Genomic DNA, 961 nt, shown 5'->3' on the forward strand with positions numbered 1-961 from the left:
GTCGAGGGGAGCGCGCCGGGACCGTCGTCGGCGTGTCCCACCGAGGCGGGCCCGGCATGAACCCACTGCCGTCCCTCCCGACGCTCTCCTTCGGCTACGGCACCAACGGTCTCGCCGATCTCCGGCTCGACGACGCGCTCGGCCTCCTCGCCGACCTCGGTTACGACGGGGTCGGGCTCACGCTCGACCACATGCACCTCGACCCGCTCGCCCCCGACCTCGCCGCCCGCACCCGGCGGCTCGCGCGACGGCTGGACGAGCTCGGGCTGTCCGTCACCGTGGAGACCGGGGCCCGCTATGTCCTGGACCCGCGCCGCAAACACGGCCCCACGCTGCTGGACTCCGATCCCGACGACCGCGCCCGCCGCGCCGACCTGCTCGTCCGTGCCGTGCGGGTCGCCGCCGACCTCGGCGCCCACGCCGTGCACTGCTTCAGCGGGATCACCCCGCCCGGCACGGACGAGGACACCGCCTGGAAACGCCTTCCCGACGCACTCACCCCCGTCCTCGACGCCGCCACCGCCGCCGGTGTCCCCCTCGCGATCGAACCCGAACCCGGTCACCTCCTCGCCACGCTCGCCGACTTCCACCGCCTCCGCGAGGCCCTCGACAGCCCCGCCGCACTCGGCCTCACCCTCGACGTCGGCCACTGCCAATGCCTCGAACCCCTCCCTCCGGCCGACTGCGTCCGCGCCGCCGCGCCCTGGCTGCGGCACGTCCAGATCGAGGACATGCGGCGAGGCGTCCACGAGCATCTGCCGCTCGGCGAGGGCGAGATCGACTTCCCGCCCGTGCTGGAGGCCCTGACCGCCGTCGGCTACCGAGCCCTGACCGTCGTCGAACTGCCCCGCCACTCCCACGCCGGCCCCCACTTCGCCGAGCGGTCCCTCTCCTTCCTGCACCGGTCCCTCCCGCACCGAACGACCGGCCGCACGGCCCACCCCGGGAGCCCCTCGTGATC

1 protein-coding gene is annotated in these 961 nt (G+C 74.7%); it reads left to right on the forward strand.

What is annotated here, in order from left to right:
• Positions 1 to 56: 56 nt before the first annotated feature.
• The gene (locus tag P1P70_RS45105) at positions 57 to 959 is read left to right on the forward strand and encodes a sugar phosphate isomerase/epimerase family protein (protein WP_319248352.1); all 903 of its coding nucleotides are present in this window, start codon (positions 57 to 59) and stop codon (positions 957 to 959) included.
• The last annotated feature ends 2 nt before the right edge of the window (positions 960 to 961 follow it).

It is taken from the genome of Streptomyces sp. MB09-02B, from assembly GCF_033794485.1.
Taxonomy (GTDB): Bacteria; Actinomycetota; Actinomycetes; order Streptomycetales; family Streptomycetaceae; genus Streptomyces.